The sequence below is a fragment of the Hirschia sp. genome (assembly GCF_058892565.1).
Window position 1 is genome coordinate 1 of record NZ_JBZXVU010000026.1, and the last position, 21617, is coordinate 21617.

Sequence of the window (21617 nt, forward strand, 5' to 3'; positions counted from 1 at the left end):
TTTGCTTAACTAATCTTAAGTTTCTAGCAGGTGTAAGATGAGTTTCAAATATAATTTAAAGTGAGGAACGCAATTTTGCGTGATAATTGTGGATTTGTCTGGAAAAACGCCACATTCTATCCTATATTAGTCTTTAATTGCTTATCTATAGCCTCTTCAACATAGACAAAAGGTGTTTAATGTCGAACTTTCCATATTCACAAAATGCAGGTGCTGGCGCAGCTGATATGTCCGTTGATGCGGGCCTACGAAGCTTCATGCTGGGCATATACAACAAAATGGCACTCGGCCTTGTTATTTCTGCTGTTTTGGCAATGGTCGTTGGAACAGTGCCGGCTGTAACAGCTGTCGTGTTAGGCACACCATTATATTATGTCGTGGCTTTTGGGCCTCTGGCTATTCTGTTTGGTTCATCTTTCATGATGAAAAATCCATCTCCAACAGGAACAGCAGTCGTTTACTGGTCTGTTGTTGCACTTCTTGGTATGGGCATGGGTGCGTTGGTTTACCGTTATGCCGGCATTCCTGATGGTTTCACCACTATTGCGAAAGCGTTTTTCGTAACAGCGACAGCTTTTGGTGGTCTTAGCTTGTTTGGATACACAACAAAGAAAGATCTTTCAGGTTTTGGTACATTCCTGATCATGGGTCTGATCGGTATTATTATCGCTTCTATCGTCAACATGTTCATGCAGTCATCTATGATGAGCTTTATTATCTCTGTTGGTGGTGTGCTAATCTTTTCAGGTCTAACAGCATATGACACACAACGCTTGAAGCACACATATTACGCGCTAGGTGGAGATTCGCGCTCTATGGCAGTTGCGACAAACTATGGTGCATTGAGCCTGTATTTGAACTTCATCAACTTGTTCCAGTTTATTCTGGCATTGATGGGCGGCGGCGACGATTAAGTCTTTAAGCCTAACGAATTTGAGAAAGCCCTTATCGCAAGATAGGGGCTTTTTTTATTGGAACTGGCTTTTTGTTTGAGCGTCGAATCAGTTTTATGCCTGATTAGGTTTAAGGTCGTCGCAAAGATGATCTTCGTTAACTTCGTGGTAAATACAGTATCTGATCAAAGCTGCGTTAATAACCATGAAGATGATTTAACCTAATAAACAATTTTTTACTCGTTTTTTTACACTCTCCCCCTTTTCAAATCGGGTGATTCACCCCACATTAACCATGTCAGACAAGCTGAGAAGTAAACGGCTTCGGACCCAACAGCCCCCCAGCCCCCCGCGGCCAATCGTTCCAAGTTTGTCTGACGCTTTCCCACAAAATTTGAATTGTTTACGCTAATGTCACACCATTGAGTCTTGCGAGTGTGATATATATAAAAAATTGAAATGCAGTGACTTCTTTGCTTAATGCGCGACGCAGGCTATCAGTCTATAGTCTAAAGACTCGATTATGGTTGAGCGTGAAGATCGGAGACTATCTTTTGAACTTGTTGAAGATTGATCGTCTGGCAAAAGCTTATGGCGTGGGCGCGAGCAAAAAGCACGCAGTGAGAGGCGTTTCCTTTACCGTACAACAAGGAGAGGTGGTTGCCTTTCTTGGTCCCAATGGTGCAGGAAAATCAACGACGATGCGGATGATATCCGGTTATTTGGAACCCGATAGCGGTGATGCATTTATCGCGGGCGCATCAATTTGTAATGAACGTGAAAACGCGCAAATTGCTTTGGGTTATCTGGCTGAAGGCGCGCCGCTTTATGGCGACTTAACAGCACGCGGATTTTTGCAGTTTCTGGCGGGTACGCATGGCTTATCTGCATCTCAAACACGCTGGGCGCTAGACCGTGTGATTAATGATGCACGTATTGAAAGCGTGATAGATCGCTCGATTGATACACTATCTAAAGGGTATAAACGCCGAGTTGGTTTGGCTGGTGCGATTATTCACGATCCGCCAGTATTGGTGTTGGATGAACCAACAGATGGCCTTGACCCTAATCAGAAACGGGCTGTGCGGTCACTAATTGCGAGAATGTCCAAAGATAAAGCTATTTTGATTTCAACACACCAGCTTGATGAGGTTCAAGCTATGTGTTCGCGCGCGCTTGTCATTGATGCGGGAAAGATCGTTGCGGATGATACGCCCGCCGGACTTGTTGAAAATTCGGTTGCGCATAATTTGGAAGATGCTTTTACGCTTCTCACACATGAGGAGAGTGTTCGCTCATGAATGATCTATCCTTCACATCATCTGATATACATTCGCGCATGAGTTCAGGCTCACGTCGCCGCGCTGCCATTGCGGCGATAACATCTGTGTTTGCGCGAGAATTACGAGCTTATTTCTTCACGCCTTTGGCCTATGTATTTATTGCTGTTTTTCTATTGTCACTGGGCGCTTTTACATTTGAAATTGGTCGGTTTTTTGATACCAATAGAGCCGATTTAGCACCGTTTTTCTTTTTCCATCCATGGCTTTATTTGGTCTTTCTACCAGCAGTCACAATGAGGTTGTGGGCTGAGGAAATTCGGTCCGGTACATTGGAATTATTGCTGACACTGCCTGCGCCTGTTTGGGCGCTGACGGTTGGTAAATTTTTAGCAGCTTGGACAGTTGCCGGTGTGGCTTTGGTTTTGACGTTTCCTATGTGGATTTCTGTCAATTATCTTGGATCTCCCGATAATACTGCGATCTTGTTGGCCTATTTGATGAGCTTCATGATGGCGGGTGGATATGTTGCATTAAGCTCTGCATTATCGGCTTTGGCGGGTAATCAGGTAGTTGCTTTTGTGTTGGCAGTGACGATTGGCTTCATATTTACTGTTATGGGATTGCCACTTGTTGCGTCTGGCCTATCGGATTTGTTGGGTGCTGGTGTGGCTGAAGGTGCGAGAAGCTTTTCATTTCTGACGCATTTTGAGGCGGCTCAACGCGGTGTATTGGAAATTAGGGCTTTGTTTTTCTATGCCGGATTCATCGTCCTTTGGCTCACATTAAACACGCTGTGGATATCAAGCCGGAGGGCTGGATAAGACATGAACACGAAGCAGTTTACTATTGCCTTGAGCGCATTCGCCGTCGTCATATTTGGCGGGTTGAACATTGCCTCGCAAAACTGGTTGTCTGGCATACGCGCCGATATGACGGAAAATGATTTATACACACTCTCTGATGCTGCAAAAAAAGTTGCTTCTTCACTGGCGGAACCTGTTGAGCTTCAATTTGTGTATTCAAGACGTCTCGCAGCTGATTATCCGGCTATTCGAGCGTATGGTGCGCGTGTGCGCGAATTGCTTGCTGAGATATCTGCGCGTTCTGGCGGCGATGTAATTATCAAAGAGATAGATCCAGAAGCTTTTTCTGATGAAGAAGAGCGCATTATTGATGCAGGTGTACAATCAACACCGACTGAATCAGGCGATCCGCTTTATCTGGCAATCGTTGGCCGAAATTCTGTGGATGATCAAATTGTCATTCCATATCTTGCGCCGGAGCGCGAAGCTTTGCTGGAATATGATTTGGTGAAACTTATTTCCCAGCTTGATGATCCTGCACCGCCACGTATTGGTATTTTGACAAGCCTTATCGACATGGCAGGAACTGGCCAATCGCAATCTGATTATTATGTATTGCGAGAACTGGCGCGCAGTTTTGAGATTGTGCAGATTGCACCCGATTTTGTGGCATTGCCCAATGATCTTGATGCCTTGATGATCGTGCACCCTCCCAAATTATCACCGCGTCAGCAATATTTGATCGAGCAGGGCATATTGCGCATTGGACGCGCTATTATAGCACTGGACCCCACTTCAAAAGCTTCGGTAGCTGCACGCGGCAGACGGGCGCAAGTGTCGTCTTCATTGGGGCGCGTAGAAGGAATGCTAGGGTTAGCGCCAATTGACGAGGTCGTTATTGATAAACAGCTTGGATTGCCGGTTGAGCGGATCGAAGATGGTCGAAGATTTGTTGAAGTACAGCCACTATTCATTGCGCCGCCACGTGTCCAAATGTCGGGTGATGATCCTATTACAGCTGATTTGACGAGGGCTATTAATTTTGGTGCGGCGGGTGCTCTCAGTGTGACGCCTGAACCTGGAGCGGACTTCGTGCCATTGGTGTGGACGACGCCAGAAGCGATGATGATTGGTACGCAGATTGCGGGCAAGGAAGTTACGCCAAGAGAGCTTCTCAATAATTACGCTGCCTTAGGTGTCTCTCAGCCGCTTATTGGTCGGTTGACGGGCGAATTAACCAGTCGCTTTACCGATGATATCCCGCCTTTGGTGATACCTAAAGACCCTGTGCTGGCGGCATTGGCAAATGATCCAGAAACTCAACACCCACATTTAGAAAAATCTGTCCAATCTGTTGATATTATTCTTATTTCTGACACGGATATTTTCGATGACACTTTTTATGTGAGCCCCAATGGCGGCGCGCCGGTTGCCGACAATGCGGTGTTTGTCATGAACGCACTGGATAATCTTTCTGGTTCTGATGCGCTTGTTAATCTTCGATCACGCGCACCTTCTGCGCGCCCGATGACGCGTGTTAATAAAATGCGGGATGAAGCGCGGGAACGCTTGTATGAGGAGCAGGAAATTCTACAGCTTCGTTTAAAGCAAACAGAAGCGCGTTTGAATGAGTTGCGCGCTGCGGGTGCCGGAGGCGGATTGCTTTCTCATAGTGGTGATTTTGATGAGGTAGATCAGGCTGAAGCTGAAGAATTAACGCGATTTAGAGGCGAGGCTATCGAAATTCGCCAGCGCTTACGAGAAGTGGAACGTGAATTTAGAGCAGATATTGATTTGCTGTCAGGTAGATTGGTGCTGTTCAATGTTTGGCTGCCGCCAGCTGCTATCATTTTGATCGGTTTCCTCGTGGTTGGATGGCGAAACCGTAGCAAGGGAAGAAGTCGCTAATGGCAAATGCAAAAAAACGCACTCATTTGCTGGCAGGTACGGGGTTGGCTGCGCTTACAGCAATTGCTCTGGGGATTATTTCAGGCGTTAATTTTGGTAATTCTAAGCAGCACGATAAGATTGGCGAAGTTGTGCTTCCTAAATTTGAAGCAGATGTCACCGCTGCTGAAGAAATAAAGGTGACGACACAAGATGGTGAGTATCATTTAAAACGGGAAGGGCAGGAATGGTATTTGGAAGAACGTGGCCGCTATCCCATCCGCATTGAATCCATTGCTGATCTATCTGAAGCTTTAGCATCTATGACTTTTAGTCGTCAGATGACAGTTGACCCTAAAAAGTTTGATCGCCTTGGTTTGGGAGATCCATTTAAAGACGGCACAGGCGCATTGATGCAAGTTTCTGACATTGATGGCAATTTATTAGTAGATATGGTGGTCGGTTTTAAAAACGGATCTGCTTATATTCGTAAACCTCAAGAAGATCAGACTTGGGCTGTCGCGGCGAGTGTTTTTCCGCCATTGCAAAACCCTGCTCGTTGGTTGGATCTAGATGTTTTGCAAATTGGTCCAGAAGATATCGCTAAGGCTGAAATAGAGTTTCCAGACGGTACTGGATATGCGTTGCGTGTTCGATTTGATGCACCGGGGCGATTTGAACTCGATAAACCATTTGAAGAAGCATTGTTGATTTCTGACTTTGCACCAAATCCACCTGCATTGGCTTTGTCACGGTTTTCGCCACTTGATGCTGTGCCGCGTGAGATGATGGAAGGAGAATTGGTCGCGGTTCATCGCACTATTACCCATTTAGGGCTAGTTATCGAAGCTGAGCTTTTCAAAGGAAACAATAAATACTGGGTTGTTTTCTCTGAGTCTCTTCAGGTTGAAAGAGATGAAACGATTGCTCAATTGGATGAGATAGAAAGCAAAGTTGCTGGTTGGGCTTTTGAAATTTCACGTATGGATTTCAATATTATGACGACCCCGATAGAAGATATCGCGGTCGCGCCTTAGCTTAGGTGTTGTTTTCAAAACCAGAATTATCTGGATATGTTATGGCACCCAATACTTCACCATGATTGGGGTGTTGGAAAATTATCGCGCAGCTTTCAATACAGTGTGCATTCAACTTGCCGCCATTGGCGGGTAATGTCCCTGCTGAAACAAGATCGGTGACGCGGTTATGATAGACCATAGTTTTGTTGGAATTTTGACCCGAAGTTGGGGTCGCATAGGTTTTTCCCGGTATAAAATCGACGACCCATATTTCCAACTCGGATTTGTTTCCTGCTACGCTTAATTGGTTGCCATTATATTGAATGGACATTGGGTTAGGCGTGTTTGCAACTTCATCAAGTCGGCGTTCCATGTTCTTTTCTTTTACAGCAGAACAATGCTTTGTGCCGTTAAAAATCGTTTGAGGTGTGTAAGGTCCGCGTCTGCCAAGTTGAACATTCATCGCTTCATGACGGTTTGAAAAAGCTTTTTTAGCGAATGAATCTTTCCACCCCATAAAGTCCCAAATACCAACAGGGAAAGTCACAGCTATGACGTCATTTGTACCAGCGAATTCGGCAAATTGTTCATTGGCTTTGGGGCATCTTGGACATGCTTGACTGGTGTATAATTCAACAAATGGCTGCAAAGATGTGGAATGAGTTGGGTTTTTATTTTGCGCTTCTGGGGCGCTGAGATTTTGCGCATAGCTAGGGGCAGATAGCAATAAAAACGAACTCAAAAAGGAGATGGGAAGAAGGGAAAGTATTTTCATGATCCATTATATACAACAAAGTTTCCGCACACGCTAATCAAGACTATGTGAGTGAATGGTGAAAGCTACTCTATGTTTAGAAAAAAAGCCCCTTCTAACGTTAGAAGAGGCTTTAAAACTATATTTAATATTTACGCAAGTGCGATATATTATTAGGTCTCTGCCAAGTTTCTAAGAACATAGTGAAGGATACCGCCATTACGGAAGTATTCTAGCTCGTTTTCAGTATCTATGCGGATTAGTGCATCGACTGTTTTCTCGGTTCCGTCAGCAAATTTAATGTTTACCGCAATATTTCCACGTGGCGTGATGTTGGCTACGTTTTCAATTGTTACGATTTCATCGCCTGTCATACCAAGATCAGCCCAACCTTGGCCTTCTGGCATTTGCAGTGGGAGTACACCCATACCGATCAGGTTGGAGCGGTGAATACGCTCAAACGATGAAGCACATACAGCACGCACACCAAGAAGGAGCGTCCCTTTTGCTGCCCAGTCACGCGAAGATCCTGTTCCGTAAAGTTCACCCGCAAAGACAACCAGTGGAACGTTTTCTTCTTTGTATCTCATACAAGCGTCATAAATATCCATCTGCTCGCCGGATGGGAAGTGCTTTGTCACACCGCCTTCAGTGCCCGGTAACATCTGGTTTTTGATACGAATATTGGCAAATGTCCCACGCATCATCACATCGTGATTACCACGGCGCGCGCCATAAGAGTTAAACTCTGTGACGGGGACACCTTTTTCTGCAAGGTAGCGCCCAGCTGGACTATCGGCTTTGATGTTACCTGCTGGAGATATGTGGTCCGTGGTGATTGAGCCACCAAATAGTCCCATAATGCGAGCATTTATAACATCACCTGGAGCTTCAGGTGTCATTGTCATGCCCTCAAAATAGGGAGGGTTTGCAACGTAAGTGGATTCCGGCCAGCTATATGTGTCGCTCCCAGAGACTTCAACAGCCTGCCAGTGCTCATCGCCTTTGAACACGTCGCCATAACGCTTTTCAAACATTTGCGCGGTCACACAAGAGCGGACTGTTTCTGCGATTTCTTTTGAGCTTGGCCAGATGTCTTTTAGATAGATGGGCTCATTATCGTCGTCATATCCGATCGGGTCTCTGGTGATGTCAACATTCATGGAACCAGCCAATGCATAAGCGACAACCAAAGGCGGAGATGCTAGGTAGTTTGCACGTACATCTGGATTGATGCGCCCCTCAAAGTTACGGTTTCCCGATAGGACGGATGTTGCCACAAGGTTTTTAGATTGGATCGCGTCAGAGATTTTCTTCGGCAATGGCCCTGAATTTCCGATACAAGTGGTACAACCATAGCCAACAAGGTTGAAGCCAAGGGCATCAAGGTCTTTTTGGAGGTCGGCTTTTTTCAGGTAATCGGTGACAACTTGTGACCCCGGTGCAAGAGAAGGTTTGACCCAAGGCTGAACTTGTAAGCCTCTTTCAATTGCTTTGCGTGCAACTAATCCAGCAGCAACAAGAACTGATGGGTTGGAGGTGTTCGTACAAGATGTGATCGCAGCAATCACAACATCACCATGACCGATTGAGTATTCTTCGCCTTCAACCTTAGCCCGTTTTTGAGCATCTGCATCAACTTCGCCAAACTCTTTTCCAAGAGTGATCGCAAATGAGTCTGCAGCTTCATCAAGCGCTATGCGGTCTTGTGGACGTTTCGGCCCAGAAATAGACGGACGCACTGTCGAGATATCAAGTTCAAGTGTGTCTGTGAAACTCGGTTCAAGGTCTGTGCGGAACATGCCTTGCGCTTTTGTGTAAGCTTCTACAAGTGCGATTTGGTCATGTTCGCGGCCAGTGGTGTCTAGGTATGTTAGTGTTTCAGCATCGACTGGGAAGAAACCACATGTGGCACCATATTCTGGAGCCATGTTTGCAATTGTTGCTTCATCTTCCAATGACAAATTGGAGAGGCCTGGCCCAAAGAATTCAACAAACTTACCGACAACGCCTTTGGCGCGAAGCATTTCAACCACTGTTAACACAAGATCTGTGGCTGTTGTGCCTTCTGGAAGTGAACCGGAAAGTTTAAATCCAATGACTTCAGGAATGAGCATAGAAACGGGCTGGCCAAGCATGGCTGCCTCAGCTTCGATACCACCAACACCCCAACCAAGCACAGAGAGTGCATTGACCATTGTGGTGTGGGAATCCGTACCAACACATGTATCAGGGTAAGCTATATCAACGCCATCTTCGTTCTTCGTCCATACGGATTTGGCAAGGTATTCAAGGTTTACCTGATGACAAATACCAGTGCCGGGGGGCACGGCGCGGAAGTTTTCAAATGCAAACTGACCCCATTTGAGGAATTCATAACGCTCTTTATTGCGTTCATATTCGCGGGCAACGTTTTGATCAAAAGCTTCTGGCGTGCTAAAATAGTCAACCATAACTGAGTGATCGATTACAAGATCAACAGGAACTTGAGGGTTGATCGCAGTGGCTTCTGAGCCAAGCATTTTGGCGGCGTCACGCATAGCAGCGAGATCAACAACTGCCGGCACACCAGTGAAATCTTGCATCAACACGCGCGCGGGTCGGTATGCTATTTCGTGGTTTGCAGAACCTTTATCGTCTAACCAAGCTGCAAAGGCTTTGATGTCTTCTGCTTTAACAGTTGTCCCATCTTCGTTACGAAGTAGGTTTTCCAACAATACTTTTAGAGAAACAGGAAGTTTTGATACGTCTCCAAGACCGTTCTCGGAGGCGGCAGGTAAACTATAATAAACATATTTTTTGCCGTTTACATCAAGTTCGCGGCGAGATTTAAAGCTATCTAGTGATGGCATTTATAGTAATCCTTCCAGACAATGAGGTGAAAGGGTCGCGGGTGATTTTTAACCCCCGTCCGTATAGTGTATGTTTTTGTTAGCCTAGCAAACAGATTATCGCAATTCGTGAAGCTGTGACTTTATAGGAATGGTAGAAAAAAAATGGAGAAGTTGATAACCGTTTGCAAAGTGGGCGCTACCAGAGGCTATCGGACACTTTTTTACGATTTATCATTTTCGGTAGTTGCTGGTGAAATTCTTGAATTACGAGGTGAAAATGGTTCAGGGAAATCGACTTTGCTTCGTATTTTGGCGGGTTTAACCCGTCCAGATTCTGGTAGTATTGATTATTCTATTGGGGATTCATCATCACAAAATCCGTCTTTCTACCCAGTGCATTTCCTTGGGCATCAGGATGGTATTAAAGCGCAAGAGAGTGTCGAGGCGCAGATAGTGTTTTGGACCAAATTTTTTGGTGAAGATGTTTCTAAAGTGAGGCCGGCACTTGAAAGAGTTGGTTTATGGAAGCGTAGAGATGTACCGGGGCGCGGATTATCGGCTGGTCAAAGGCGGCGGCTTTCACTTGCACGGCTACTTGTCAGTTATCGACCTGTTTGGTTGTTGGATGAACCCCTCGCAGCTCTGGATACAAAAGGCCAAGATATCGTTTTGGAGATGATAGAAGCGCACACCCAAAAAGGCGGCTCTGTTATCGCAGCGATGCATGGCGAGGGTTTTAAAAACGCGCGGACCATCAATATTTGCGCGCCGTCAAAAGCGGAATTTAAAGCCAATCAGCTTCTGGATGATCTAATATGAATCAAACAGAGAAAATGACTTCGGCGGTTTTGCTCCCCTTATTCTTTAGAGAGTTGCGATTGGCGTGGTCAGGTGGCGGTGGTGCCGCTTTGCCGGTTGGTTTTTATGCGGGTGCTGCCACGCTAACACCATTAGCGTTAGGACCGGCTGCTGATTTATTGAGAGCGGCAGGGCCGGGTGTTTTGTTTATTTCATTGGCTTTGGCGAGTTTGCTTCCGATGGAGCGACTTTTTCAAGCAGATCTGGAAGATGGGACACTTGATGTCGTGGCGTCTTCTGGTGTCAGCATGACGGGAGTTGCGCTCGCTAAAACTATGGCGCACTGGATGGCCTCAGGTTTACCGCTCGCGCTGATTGCGCCTTTGTTGTGGGTGATGTTGCAAGGGCCAGGAAATGCTGCCTTGCATGTCTTGGGGGTATCCATTCTAGGTGGGCTAGCGTTTTTCTTTATTGGATCAATTGGAGCTGCTTTAACAGCAGGTGTGAGGCGAGGTGGTCTGCTTATCGCACTTGTCGCATTGCCACTCTATGCACCAGCGACAATATTTGGTGCATCAACGCTCTATGCGGTAGCTGATGGACGTGATTGGACAAGTGCAATGGCGCTCTGTGGAGCATGTGCATTGGCGGCGATTGCATTGGGGCCATTTGCTGCCGGTGCCGCATTGAAAACTGCGTTAGATTAGGGATAAGTACGATTTATGATTTCTACATTTGCTAATCCGCACAAATTTATGGAAACGACGCGTCTCGTTGGTCCGATTATGTTGGCACTTGCCATTATAGCATTAGGCGTTGGCGTCTATAATGGTTTGTTTGTTGCGCCAGCAGATTATCGCCAAGGTGATGCTGCGCGTATCATGTTCATTCACGTGCCTGCAGCGATGATGTGTATGGGCGCATATACATTTATGGCGGGTGCGAGTTTATCATCCTTGATTTGGAAACATGCGCTTGCTGATATCGCAGGAAAATCTGCCGCGCCAATTGGGGCTGTGTTTACCGCTATATGCCTGATAACGGGGAGTTTATGGGGCAAGCCGATTTGGAATACATGGTGGGAATGGGATGCACGCTTAACATCAGTATTGGTGCTGTTCTTTTTATATCTTGGATATATCGCTATCTGGTCGGCGTTTGAGACACAGCAAAAGGCGGCGCGAGCGGCGGCAATTTTATGTCTCGTCGGCGCTGTTAATTTGCCAATTATCAAATGGTCCGTGAATTGGTGGACGACATTGCATCAAAAAGCATCCATTCGATTATCAGATGACTGGACAGAGAAATTGACCAAACCTTCTGAGATTATTCATTCTGAATTGCCTGAACCATTTTTAAGTCCATTGCTAATTGTTCTTGTTGGATATGGATTATTGTTTGGGGCTTTAACGATAATGAATATGCGCGCTGAGATTTATGCGCGTCGCTCTGAAGCGTTGATTCAACGTCGATATGCAAATGAGGAAGAATAATGGATAAGTATGCGCCATTTGTGTGGGCTTCCTACAGTATTGCTCTGAGTTTGCTGGGGCTTGTTAGTTTGTTTGTTGTGGTTCGCTTAGCAAAGGCTAAGTCGCGTCATGCACGTTTAAAGGCGGAAGAGACGCAATGAAACGTGCAATCTATATATTGCCGATTGTTTTGCTGCTTGTTTTGGCAGTTTTGTCCGTGGTCAAGTTAGGGCAAGTTGGCGAACCAAAATCTGATCTATTCAAAGGCAAAAACCGTCCTGCACCAGAGATAGTTTTAACCACCTTGGATCAATCAGAATTTCGATTGGCGGATGAACTTGGCAAACCGGTCATCGTGAATTTGTGGGCCACTTGGTGTTTGCCTTGTAAGTTAGAGCATCCTTATCTTATGGAAATGTCTAAACAGGTATCCATTGTAGGGATTGCCTATAAAGATGATCCGGACGCTATTCAAACAATGCTTGAGGTTGATGGTAATCCGTTTTCGGTCGTGGCTTTGGATAATGATGGAATGGCGGGGCTGGACCTTGGTGTAAACGCTGTCCCTGAAACATTTCTTATTGATGGCGATGGAATGATTGTGCGTCAGCACAGGGGGCCATTGAGCAGAGAAGAAGCGGACGAATTTATCGCGCAATATCAGACATTAAGAGAAGCAATTCAGTAGGTCTTCTCAGGTAGCAAAGCACTGGTTTGCGTCATTAAGTATTCTATTTCTTCTTGCCTGACTTGCCGGAAGTCTTTTTTTTTGACTTCTTTTTCTTCGATTTTTTGCGTTTTCCCATAACTTCCGCCAGATCAAAATCATCATCAGCCGCGCCCGCTAGCAGGGTCAGGATGGACAAAAAAGCTTTGCGTTTATTTTTGGGAAGTGAGTGAAGCAGTGCTTTATCAACGGTTTGCATGGCAGGCATTGCTTCGTCTAAGGCTTCCCGTCCAAGCGTCGTCAGAGACACAGACTTGGCGCGCGCATCACCTTCGGCTGCAACCCGCGTGACAAGGCCGCGTGTTTCCATGCGCGCTATCATGTCTGCAAGTGTTGAACGGTCTATTCCTGTTGCATTCACGAGGTCAGACTGGCTTAAGCCTTCTTTTTCAGCGACAGCAGCCAGCACAACAGATTGGCGAAGCGTGACATTGTCGGCCATACCCAGATCTGTGAATATTTCAGTGGCTAATTGTTGAGAACGACGCAATAAGTGCGCCGGTGACTCACTGAGTTTGAACGTTGAATCTTCTTCAGCTTTCACTTCTTCTGCAGACATCGGCCTCACCGTTCTGAAAGATCAGGTAAAATGAAATTTCTTTCATCCGTTGTCTGACTACATATTCAATGCAGTTTAGGCAAATGAAGGTTTCGTGTCACTTTTACTAGAATAGGCAAAAGAAAGCGCAGAATTCACGCGTCTAGTCTAGAAAAAGAGCTCAAATCAATTGCTATTTTCGGCCTTGTCTCTTGTTCCCATAATATCGTCATGGGAGTGTTTGACGAGATAAGGCATATTGGCGAGCATGAATATGAAAGTGGCAGGCATGACTAGAAACAGTTTTGCGTTTGCCCAGAAATCCTCTGACTGCGTTCTCCACAATACTTCATTGAGTATCGCAAGAAAGATGTAGAAAAACCCCCAACGTATGGCGAATGTCTTCCACGCATAATCTGGTAGGTTAAATGCATGCTGGAATGCGATTTTCCATACATTCTTACCCATCGCCAAACCACCAAAAATCAATCCGGCAAATAATAAATTGATGATGGTTGGTTTGTAATACGCAAACTCAGGGCTTTGTAGAAAAATCGTTAGGCCACCAAACACAGTCACGATGACACCTGTGACGATGAGCATTGGGGAAATTTTTTCTTTCTTGAAAATCGTCCAGCCAATAACGGCTAGGATAGCCACCATGAAAGAACCTGTACTCCAATAGATTGCGGTTTCTTTTGAGAAAAGGCTGCCATCATCGGGGAATTTTCGCGCAACATTATAAACAACAACAAAGAAAAGGACGGGGCCAAGTTCCCGCCATATGGAGGTGGCTTTTTTCTTTGGCACCTCTGCTTCAGCATTTGCTGGGGTGAGGGGAGCGGCGTTAGTTGTTTCTGAATCTGTCATGGATGTTGATATGGCCTTGTTGAAGTCGCGTGTCACTATTCGTCAGTTTTATTTTTACGATGATCACTGGAATATGGTTCAATTTATTGTGTTGCGTTTTTCCGGTCTTTCAATGCTTTGATGAGGTCTTTGGCACCTGCTGCGTTTAAAACGATAGCGAGTACGCCATAGATGATTCCGCCAACAATTGCTTTTAACATCAATTCAGGAAAACCACCTATTTGCGGCAGAATATAGACTATACCAGCCATTCCAGCGCAGGCGATTGCGATTAATACTATGTCTTTCATCGGAACTGGAAGCGGAATGAAACGCCTGCCGACGCCCATAATGATGATCAAAGCGACGCCATAGCAGACTACAGTTGCATAAACGGCTCCCATCAAACCCATTTTTGGTAATAGGATAATATTGAGGATGACATTCAATATGGCGGGGATCAGCATTAGGCTCGCACGGAGGGCTGTTTTTCGGGCAAGTTGGAAGGATTCTGAGAAATAATAAATGACCAATCCATTCATCAATCCGGCCAAAGCGATCCACGGAATGGTATGTTTTGCTTGATCGCGTAATTCTTCACCAATCATGAATTGAGCTAAAGGTTCAGCAACCATTGCCAAACCAGTCGCCGCAGGAAATGCTATTAGCATTAACATGCGGATCATTGCTTTGCCCGGTTCTTCAATACCGTTTAGTCCATGTTTTTCATAGCTTTCCATAAGTAGCGGTGCACCGGCCATAGCGCCCCACATGCAGAGTAAACGAATAGATTGATCTGATACGCCATATCCGGCGGCATAGGCTCCCACGGCGGCGTTATCAATGAAGTACGCGATGAGAAAACGGTCACTCGCGCTTAAGGCTATCTCCAACAAAAGTGCGAGGGCGAGGGGCATTCCATAAGCAAAATATCGCTTGGCGCGAACCATTTGAAATGAGCCGCCTTTTGACTCTTTCCAGAGGAAAAGCCCCTGCACGCTGGCAAATATGACCCCGCTGAGAGCAAGGCCCATGAAAGGCGCTGCTGCACCTGCATCGGTTTGGGAAGCAAAGTAAAGCCCGCCACAAAAGCCAGTCAGAGCATGAGCGATGCTTATTTTCGCAAATCTTGAAACTTGCTGGCGGGCTTTATGTATTTCTAAACTCATCTGGATGATAGAAAGGCACGGCATCGACAAGGCAAGCCAGATGATTGCAGCCTGCATATTAGGGTTATTCTCGGAGGCCATCCAACCGCAAGCCACAATTAATAAGGCTGGGATGAGACTGAAAAGCGCTAGATATATAGATGTACGAATATGGTCATTCATACCACCTTTGGATTGGGCCTCACCAGCAAAGCGATATGCGGCTGCTTCTGTCCAAGTCAGAGTCGTGGTGTGAGATGCTGACATGATGGTGAGGACAAGTGCATAGCTTCCATATCCATCATCACCTAAAAGGCGTGTGAAGGCATAGACGGCACCAAAAGAGACAAGGCCTTGTATGACATTTACAGGAAGGTAGCCAAATAGGTGACGCCAGATCATCTGTTATATTTGTTCCTAAAACTGTCTATTCTAAGTGTCTCGTTAGACTGGCTATAGAAAGAGACTTGTAAATACAATCTTTCTTAGCTGCCGACTTGAAAAAGAATGAGTCCTGTAACCAATGCAATTGCAGCGAACAAACGCCTAAGTCCTGAGCCTTCTTTAAGCATTCTCCAACCGATGATCGCCGCGAATACAACAGATGTTTCTCTCAATGCGGATACAAAAGTGACATTGGCGAAGCTAAAAGCGTATAGCGTCATACCAAACGAAAATACAGCGGAGGCACCGGCAACTGCGCCAAAGCGCCATTTTTGCTTGAAGCTAGTAATGTAGCTGCCCTTGCGGACCCATATGGTGGCAGTTGTGATTAGGATGGCATCCAGCAAGAACAGCCAGACAATAAATGTGAATGGTGATGGTGCAGCGCGTACGCCCTGAGCGTCTATGACATTGTATAAAGCGATGCAGCCACTGCATGCGACAGCCCATATAAGGGCTGCTTTTCTGCGCTTTGGATCTTCAGATGTCATTTGGCTTGTGGGGAGTGCAAAAATGATTGTCGCAGCACTTGCGAGAATTAGGCCTGCGATTGAGAGGGGCGTATAGCTGTCTTGGAGTATGAAATAGGCTGCAATTGCTGTGATTAAGGGGGCGCCGCCTCGCATTATAGGGAAGACTAGCGAAAGGTCGCCGCGTGTCAGGGCACGGATTAATGTTGTTTGATAAAGCGCATGTGCGGGTATGGAAATCGCAAGGATCATCCAAGTTTCTTTATTGGGCAGTGGCACAATGAAGGCAAATGGTAGAACAATCAGCATAGCTGAAGCTGACATTGTCGCGCGCGACATTAAGACATCACCAGATGCTTTTACGGAGGCATTCGCTATAGCAAGTGTGATTGCGGCACCAATGCCAAGACAGATTGCAAAAAGCGTTTCTGACACTATTGCTTCGTCACGTCATCGCTAAGGCCGACAAGAGCATTGGCAAATGCTGATGCTGAGAACGGGTGAAGATCTTCGGCCTTTTCCCCAATACCAACAAAGTGGATGGGTAGGGCATGCTTGTCGGCAATTGCCACCAGAACACCCCCTTTGGCTGTTCCATCCAGTTTTGTCATAACGAGGCCTGTGACGCCGGCAGTGTGTTTGAAGGCTTCGACTTGAGACAGTGCGTTTTGACCCACTGTTGCATCAAGCACGAGGATGACTTCGTGTGGTGCAGTGGGTTCAATCTTACGAATTGCTCTCACGACTTTGGCAAGTTCGTCCATAAGTTCTGTGCGATTTTGCAGTCTTCCTGCTGTATCAATGAGGACTAAGTCTCGATTTTCTGTGGTTGCTTGTTTAACCGCGTCATAGGCTAGTCCAGCAGAGTCTGCGCCATCTGGGCGAGACAGGAATCCAGCATTTGCGCGCTCGGCCCAAACCTTTAATTGCTCGACTGCAGCGGCGCGGAATGTATCGCCGGCGGCAAGCAATATGTTTGCGCCTTGCGCGGATAATTTACTGGCTATTTTTCCGATGGTTGTTGTTTTACCAGATCCGTTGACGCCAACAAAAAGCACAACGCGCGGAGAGGGGCCGTCGGATAAATCGAGGATTTCCTCACGTGGTTTGAGGACGTTTGTGATTTCTTGGGCGAGGGCTTGTTTGATTTCTTCGTCGGTGACTTCTTTATCGAAACGATCCTTGCGAATGTTATCACACACACGCATGGCCACGCTTGCACCCAGATCAGATGAAATAAGCAAATCTTCCAATTCTTCGAGTGTGTCATCATCAAGTTTTTTCTTGGTGAAAACAGAAGAGATGCCGTCGGCAAGTTTGGAGGAAGAGCGTTGAAGACCTTGTGTCATTCGCGCAAAAAAGCCGGGCTTTTTTGTTTCAGCCATAGGGCTGATATCGTCCTGCGTTGGCGCTTCAGGTGGTGTGGCAACAGGCAGATCAGGCGTGACGTCTAATGTTGAGGAGGCTTCCGTATTATCAGCACTATCTGAGCCGTCCTTTGGGTTTTCAGTGATGTCATAAGCGGGTGTATCTTCTTCAAATGTGTCCTCAGCGAGCGTTATTGCTGCTTTGGTTTCATCTTCAGAGATGGCTATGTCGGGCTTTTCAGTTTCAGATGGTGTTTCTACTGCTTCGGGAGCATCATCAATCGTTGCTTCGGCTACTGTTTCTGGTTCTGCATCCAGCAGGGAGGTGTTTTCGGATAAAGATGGGCTCTCATCGGTCGGTTCTTTTAAAGGTACAGATAGTTCCGTGTCTGAAGTATCTGAAAAAACTGTGTTTTTATCATCGGAATCTGATGATGATTCGGTTTCTTGTGTTTCTGATGAAGTGGGCTCTAAACTTGATGGTACAGATTGTTCTGTATTATATGGCGTTTTGTTTGGTTCAAAATCATCATCGTCTCTGAAAGGTGCGTCAGAAACAATAGCGTCTTCATCATAAGGGTCTTTGAAATAGTTTTCGACATCAGCTTTGACTTCAGCATCAATTGCAGCGTCTTCTTCCTCTTTTTTCTTGGAACCGAATAAGCCGCCAAACAGGCCTTTTTTCTCGTTTGCTTTTTCTTCTGCAAGAATATTGAGGACATCTTCAGCTGTTTCAATCGCGGGAGTCGGCGCGACTTCAGCTTCAATCCCCGCGTCTTGAGGCGGGTTGGGTTCGATTGGCGTCTCGCCATTGTCCGCTTTTTTCTTTTTCTTACCGAACCAGAGGATCATAGCAAACGTCCTATTAAGTCTTTGTCATCGCGTGAGTGAATGTCTAAAGTGACCACACTACCAGGTTTGGGCGCATCCCCTTCTATCCGAATGGGTGCAAAATCAGGTAGGCGCGCACGGCCTCCCATTTCAACTAAAGCGTCTTGGGTTGTTCCGACATGGCGGTCAAGTCTCAGCAGGAGACGTTCCTGACCTTTGTCGCGAAGTTGAGCGGCGCGATCTTTAATGATTTCACCATTCAATTGCGGAATTCTCGCGGCTGGTGTGCCCGGGCGCGCTGAATAAGGGAAAACATGCAGATAGTCTAATCCGCATTCATCGACACATGCCATTGTATTGGCAAACATCTCGTCAGTTTCAGTTGGAAAACCTGCAATCAAATCGGCACCAAAAGAAATTTCTGGTCTTGCAGCGCGCAAGCGTTGGCAAAGATTGATGGCATCTTCGCGGGAATGGCGTCGTTTCATCCGCTTCAATATCATATTGTCGCCGGACTGGAAGGACAGGTGAAGATGCGGTGCGATGCGTTTGTCATGGGCAATCAGATCAAAGAGTTGATCGTCTATTTCAATGGCATCAATAGAAGAAAGGCGGAGTTGTTTCAGGTCTGGCGCTAGCTTTAAAATACGCGCGACAAGATTTCCAAGGTTTGGCGCATTGGGAAGGTCTGCTCCCCATGATGTGAGATCAACACCTGTTAAAACGACTTCATAATGGCCCTTGGCGACAAGTTGTCTGACTTGGTCCACAACTTCTCCGGCAGGGACAGAGCGCGAATTTCCGCGCCCATAGGGAATAATGCAGAAAGTGCAGCGATGATCACAGCCAGTTTGAACCTGCACAAATGCGCGGGCGCGACCTTCTAATCCATCAACCATATGCCCCGCTGTTTCCGTAACCGACATGATGTCGTTTACGACGGCTTTAGGCGCTGTTTCATTGAGTAAATTTGCAGGCTGGAATGTCTCTGCCTGCATTTTTTCATTATTACCGATGACGCGCGTGACTTCGGGCATGTTGGCAAACATGTCAGGATCTACTTGAGCGGCGCAACCGGTGACGATAATGGGGGTGTCAGGACGATCTTTGCGCGCACGCCGGATTGTCTGGCGTGCTTGGCGAACCGCTTCATTTGTGACTGCGCATGTATTGACGATAATGGCATCATTCAAACCTGCATCCGAGGCATGATTGCGCATCACCTCACTCTCATAGGAGTTGAGGCGGCAGCCAAGGGTTAAAATATCAACGCCATTTGCTTCTTGTGTCTGCTTTTCATCAGGAGATGAGGCAGGATTAGACAAATTGACATTTATATTTGTGTCGGAAGAGGAGCTTGTCTCAGTCATTGGCCCCTAAATGCGCGTCAATGCGGGATTTTGCAAGGGGGAGTGGCATAGATATAGATAGGTGGAAACTCTCTTTGGGGGCTGAACATGGTGGCGGGTCAGATCCAGAAAAGCGAAATATTGGTGTTTAATTAAAAGTTCTAGCTTGCATCGCGAAAACTATCATATATTTGTTATGTTATAATATAACAAATTGGATTTAATACTTATGATGAATGTCGCGCGTTTAGATGCTGTTGCAATTGGGTTATCAGGAGTTTGTGTCATTCACTGTTTGGCACTTCCGGTTTTGGTGGCGTTTATGCCGGTTTTTAGTCAGTTTTCAGAAGCGGAATGGGTCCATAAATTTCTTGTTCTTCTAGCGTTGCCTATATCTGGATTTGCAATATTTCGATCCTCTTCGCAGCCAAGCAAAGCTCTTTTTATTACGCTTGTTTCTGTTGGAGGTCTGTTATTGTTTAGTGGAGCTTTTATAGAAGCGTTTCATCAGATTGAAGCCGTATTGACGCTGCTTGGTGCGCTAATTCTATCTTCAGCGCATTTAATCCGTTGGCGGCATTCACATTTGAAACCTGAGTGAGAATGCCGACCCATAGGACATGGTGGACTTGTTTGTTCTAACTCACCACATGGCGTAAGCGCAGGAAGTGTTCGTCCCAGCCTTTGTCATGGCTAGATGCCATGCTGAACGAAGCGTCTTCAACTAGTTCAAAGCCTGTGTGAACGAGGGTGAGGAGAGTGCCGCCTTCAATTTCTGTCAGTGTCCACGTGCAGACTGTGTTTTTTTCCTGAAGCATGGGGTGGGTGAATGTGTGGACGAGTTTATTGGGGGCATCGCTGAGCAATACCTCTCCCCAGATGATGGCATCGCCTTCTTTACCGATAGAGTTAGATACAATTTTATACTCACCTCCCTCGATCAGATCACAGCTGGCATTGTGAAACCAAGTGGCGAGAAGATCGGCTTGTGTCAGGAATTTCCAGACATGCTGAGGCGGAGCTTTGAGGATGATTGTCTTGGTCAGCGATAATTCAGTCATTTGCGGTCTCCACGGCTTTTTTGAGTAGGGCTAGGCGTTCATCCCAGAACTTATCGAAGTGATTGATCCATTCTGCGGCTGTTTTTAGTGATTGTGGGTTGAGGTGATTTATGCGTTCACGGCCGTTTTCAACGACGGTAATAAGGTCGCCTTCTTTGAGGATTTTCAGATGTTTGGCGATGGCAGGGCGGCTCATCTCAAATGAGTCTGCAATCTCACTGATTGGGCGCTCACCTTCAGCAAGCATTGAGATAATAGCGCGTCGCGTTGGATCAGCGAGGGCACGAAAGACGGGTTGGTAGGTGTCAAATTGCATAAAGTAAAACCTTTCGGTTTCATATATACAGAACCAAATGGTTTCACGTCAACCCGGCAAGCATAAAAATGCGGGCACGTGAAATATGCCCGCATTCTTGGTTGATTTTGTGAAATGTTTGAAATGGGCTAGCGTTGTGGGCGTTTACCGCGTTCTTCGCCTTTACCGCCAGATCTTCCTTGCCCGTTGCCGCGATCTTGCATGCTGGGCATTCTTACGATGAGTTCTGCGCGGCTAAGCAATCCGTTTTTGTCTTTATCGAGAAGATCAAAATTTCGGCGAAGACAGGTTTCAAATTCGAGTTGAGAAATAGAACCACTTAGATCTGTGTCAAAGCCGATAAAGCTAGGCATGGCTTCAGCGCTGCCAAGATGGGTTATCGCCCAAGTTTGGTAGCCAAAACTGCGCAATTCTCTGCCAGCTTCCAAGCCGATATTGGCCCATTGGGTTGTTGTGAAATCATTCATTTCAACGATAGATGTCATGCCGTCTTGATCTTTATCCATGCTGACAAACAGAAGAGATATAGGTTGGGCGACATAGCCCATCATGGATAGATTGCCTTGTTGAGGGCCGCCGCGTCCGCCGCCTCTTTCTGGTGGTTTATTGGAGGCACAAGAAGCAGCAAATAACAGGCTGCTGGCTAAAGTAAGTTTTGCGATCGTTCCAAGTTTTAAATCAAACACGTCTAAAGTCTCTCAATTGGCAAAAGATTGCCCCCGATATTATCCCGAATTGATAATACGGTTTGAGTGAGAGATATCCGTCGAAATG

Annotated in this window: 22 protein-coding genes; 11 read left to right on the forward strand and 11 right to left on the reverse strand. The window is 46.3% G+C overall.

The genetic code is table 11. The annotated features are described in order from the left end of the window. Window positions 1–179: 179 nt before the first annotated feature. The 5 genes from AC5EF3_RS10540 (at window position 180) to AC5EF3_RS10560 (ending at window position 5903) form a co-directional block, all read left to right on the forward strand. Window positions 180–914, forward strand: a complete 735-nt coding sequence (locus tag AC5EF3_RS10540; RefSeq protein ID WP_493548022.1) for a Bax inhibitor-1/YccA family protein — start codon at window positions 180–182, stop codon at window positions 912–914. A gap of 533 nt (window positions 915–1447) precedes the next feature. Further along, window positions 1448–2194, forward strand: a complete 747-nt coding sequence (locus tag AC5EF3_RS10545; RefSeq protein WP_012777947.1) for an ABC transporter ATP-binding protein — start codon at window positions 1448–1450, stop codon at window positions 2192–2194. Further along, window positions 2191–2997 (forward strand): ABC transporter permease subunit, encoded by an 807-nt coding sequence (locus AC5EF3_RS10550; RefSeq protein WP_493548023.1) that lies wholly within the window; start codon window positions 2191–2193, stop codon window positions 2995–2997. Before AC5EF3_RS10545 ends, AC5EF3_RS10550 begins: the two co-directional genes overlap by 4 nt. A 3-nt stretch (window positions 2998–3000) precedes the next feature. Continuing rightward, on the forward strand, window positions 3001–4887 hold the full coding sequence (locus tag AC5EF3_RS10555) for a Gldg family protein (protein WP_493548024.1): 1887 nt from the start codon (window positions 3001–3003) through the stop codon (window positions 4885–4887). Then, entirely contained in the window at window positions 4887–5903 is a 1017-nt protein-coding gene (locus AC5EF3_RS10560; RefSeq protein ID WP_012777950.1) for a DUF4340 domain-containing protein, read from the forward strand. The genes AC5EF3_RS10555 and AC5EF3_RS10560 overlap by 1 nt, the downstream gene beginning before the upstream one ends. 1 nt (window position 5904) lies before the next feature. Here AC5EF3_RS10560 and AC5EF3_RS10565 read toward each other — a convergent pair whose 3' ends face one another. Both AC5EF3_RS10565 and acnA read right to left on the reverse strand, forming a co-directional pair. Beyond that, window positions 5905–6660: a DUF1223 domain-containing protein gene (locus AC5EF3_RS10565; RefSeq protein WP_493548025.1), complete on the reverse strand. Its 756-nt coding sequence runs from the start codon at window positions 6658–6660 to the stop codon at window positions 5905–5907. Between the two features lie 152 nt (window positions 6661–6812). Further along, entirely contained in the window at window positions 6813–9491 is a 2679-nt protein-coding gene (gene acnA / locus AC5EF3_RS10570; RefSeq protein ID WP_493548026.1) for an aconitate hydratase AcnA, read from the reverse strand. Between the two features lie 144 nt (window positions 9492–9635). On the opposite strand from acnA, the gene ccmA reads away from it, so the two are divergent. From ccmA to AC5EF3_RS10595, 5 genes are read left to right on the forward strand one after another with little or no spacing between them, the layout of a single operon-like run. Beyond that, window positions 9636–10292 (forward strand): heme ABC exporter ATP-binding protein CcmA, encoded by a 657-nt coding sequence (gene ccmA / locus AC5EF3_RS10575; protein ID WP_493548027.1) that lies wholly within the window; start codon window positions 9636–9638, stop codon window positions 10290–10292. Beyond that, window positions 10289–10978, forward strand: coding sequence for a heme exporter protein CcmB (ccmB, locus tag AC5EF3_RS10580; RefSeq protein WP_012777954.1), 690 nt, complete (start codon window positions 10289–10291; stop codon window positions 10976–10978). The genes ccmA and ccmB overlap by 4 nt, the downstream gene beginning before the upstream one ends. A gap of 15 nt (window positions 10979–10993) precedes the next feature. Then, window positions 10994–11764 carry a heme ABC transporter permease gene (locus tag AC5EF3_RS10585; RefSeq protein WP_493548028.1) on the forward strand — a complete coding sequence of 257 codons (771 nt, stop codon included), beginning with the start codon at window positions 10994–10996 and terminating at the stop codon, window positions 11762–11764. Next, window positions 11764–11904 (forward strand): heme exporter protein CcmD, encoded by a 141-nt coding sequence (locus AC5EF3_RS10590; RefSeq protein WP_012777956.1) that lies wholly within the window; start codon window positions 11764–11766, stop codon window positions 11902–11904. Before AC5EF3_RS10585 ends, AC5EF3_RS10590 begins: the two co-directional genes overlap by 1 nt. Then, a complete protein-coding gene (locus AC5EF3_RS10595) occupies window positions 11901–12431 on the forward strand; it encodes a DsbE family thiol:disulfide interchange protein (RefSeq protein ID WP_493548029.1) in 531 nt (176 codons plus the stop codon). Before AC5EF3_RS10590 ends, AC5EF3_RS10595 begins: the two co-directional genes overlap by 4 nt. A gap of 43 nt (window positions 12432–12474) precedes the next feature. On the opposite strand, the gene AC5EF3_RS10600 is transcribed toward AC5EF3_RS10595, so the two are convergent. The 6 genes from AC5EF3_RS10600 to mtaB form a co-directional block, all read right to left on the reverse strand. After that, window positions 12475–13029, reverse strand: a complete 555-nt coding sequence (locus tag AC5EF3_RS10600; protein ID WP_012777958.1) for a MarR family winged helix-turn-helix transcriptional regulator — start codon at window positions 13027–13029, stop codon at window positions 12475–12477. 165 nt (window positions 13030–13194) lie between these two features. Beyond that, window positions 13195–13878: an inner membrane-spanning protein YciB gene (locus AC5EF3_RS10605; protein ID WP_493548030.1), complete on the reverse strand. Its 684-nt coding sequence runs from the start codon at window positions 13876–13878 to the stop codon at window positions 13195–13197. A gap of 83 nt (window positions 13879–13961) precedes the next feature. After that, entirely contained in the window at window positions 13962–15407 is a 1446-nt protein-coding gene (locus tag AC5EF3_RS10610) for a lipopolysaccharide biosynthesis protein (protein WP_493548031.1), read from the reverse strand. Window positions 15408–15490: 83 nt separating this feature from the next. Beyond that, the gene (locus tag AC5EF3_RS10615) at window positions 15491–16354 is read right to left on the reverse strand and encodes an EamA family transporter (RefSeq protein WP_493548032.1); all 864 of its coding nucleotides are present in this window, start codon (window positions 16352–16354) and stop codon (window positions 15491–15493) included. Further along, window positions 16354–18138, reverse strand: a complete 1785-nt coding sequence (gene ftsY, locus AC5EF3_RS10620; protein WP_493548033.1) for a signal recognition particle-docking protein FtsY — start codon at window positions 18136–18138, stop codon at window positions 16354–16356. Before ftsY ends, AC5EF3_RS10615 begins: the two co-directional genes overlap by 1 nt. Next, window positions 18135–19487: a tRNA (N(6)-L-threonylcarbamoyladenosine(37)-C(2))-methylthiotransferase MtaB gene (gene mtaB, locus AC5EF3_RS10625; protein ID WP_493548034.1), complete on the reverse strand. Its 1353-nt coding sequence runs from the start codon at window positions 19485–19487 to the stop codon at window positions 18135–18137. Before mtaB ends, ftsY begins: the two co-directional genes overlap by 4 nt. A gap of 208 nt (window positions 19488–19695) precedes the next feature. Here mtaB and AC5EF3_RS10630 point away from each other — a divergent pair, with 208 nt between their 5' ends. After that, window positions 19696–20067 carry a MerC domain-containing protein gene (locus AC5EF3_RS10630; protein ID WP_493548035.1) on the forward strand — a complete coding sequence of 124 codons (372 nt, stop codon included), beginning with the start codon at window positions 19696–19698 and terminating at the stop codon, window positions 20065–20067. Between the two features lie 37 nt (window positions 20068–20104). Here AC5EF3_RS10630 and AC5EF3_RS10635 read toward each other — a convergent pair whose 3' ends face one another. From AC5EF3_RS10635 to AC5EF3_RS10645, 3 genes are all read right to left on the reverse strand, one after another. After that, entirely contained in the window at window positions 20105–20527 is a 423-nt protein-coding gene (locus AC5EF3_RS10635) for an SRPBCC family protein (protein ID WP_493548036.1), read from the reverse strand. Beyond that, window positions 20520–20843, reverse strand: a complete 324-nt coding sequence (locus AC5EF3_RS10640) for an ArsR/SmtB family transcription factor (protein WP_493548037.1) — start codon at window positions 20841–20843, stop codon at window positions 20520–20522. The genes AC5EF3_RS10635 and AC5EF3_RS10640 overlap by 8 nt, the downstream gene beginning before the upstream one ends. Before the next feature lie 128 nt (window positions 20844–20971). Further along, window positions 20972–21529 (reverse strand): EF-hand domain-containing protein, encoded by a 558-nt coding sequence (locus AC5EF3_RS10645; protein ID WP_012777967.1) that lies wholly within the window; start codon window positions 21527–21529, stop codon window positions 20972–20974. Between the last annotated feature and the right edge of the window lie 88 nt (window positions 21530–21617).